Origin of the sequence: Aestuariimicrobium sp. T2.26MG-19.2B (assembly GCF_950101875.1) — a bacterium.
In the GTDB taxonomy this organism is placed as follows: domain Bacteria; phylum Actinomycetota; class Actinomycetes; order Propionibacteriales; family Propionibacteriaceae; genus Aestuariimicrobium; species Aestuariimicrobium kwangyangense.
Map to the genome: position 1 here is coordinate 1 of NZ_CATNLW010000007.1, position 430 is coordinate 430.

The 430-nt window shown below is 43.5% G+C and carries 1 protein-coding gene; it reads right to left on the reverse strand.

Annotation, left to right across the window (positions count from 1 at the left end):
• The coding region (locus QQZ11_RS13570) for an Ig-like domain-containing protein (RefSeq protein WP_284550856.1) at window positions 1–430 on the reverse strand (430 nt) is incomplete at both ends.

Consider the following 430-nt stretch of genomic DNA (forward strand, 5'->3'; position numbering starts at 1 on the left):
GTGTTTCTAATGTAGTTGTCCAAACGCCTTTATCATCTGCTTTAACATCTTTAGTAGTACCATCTGGTAATGTTAAAGTCACCGTACTCAATGGTTCACTTGTGCCACTCACTTCTTTAGTTCCTGCTTCGATTGCATCGATTGTCGGAATGGTTGGAACTACTGTATCTTTCACAGTTTGTGTCGCTTCTGATGATTTGTTGTTCGCCACATCTGACGCCACTGCTTTGATCACTGCGTCATGTGCTAACGGTTCTGCCAATTCCGCTGTCCACTTGCCATCTGCATCTGCTTTCACTTCTGTTGTTTTACCATCCGGCAATGTCAATGTCACTGTGCTTAATGGTTCACTTGTGCCATTTACTACTTTAGCTCCTGCTTCAATCGTATCAATTGTCGGAACGGCTGGTGCTGTTGTATCTTTCACAGT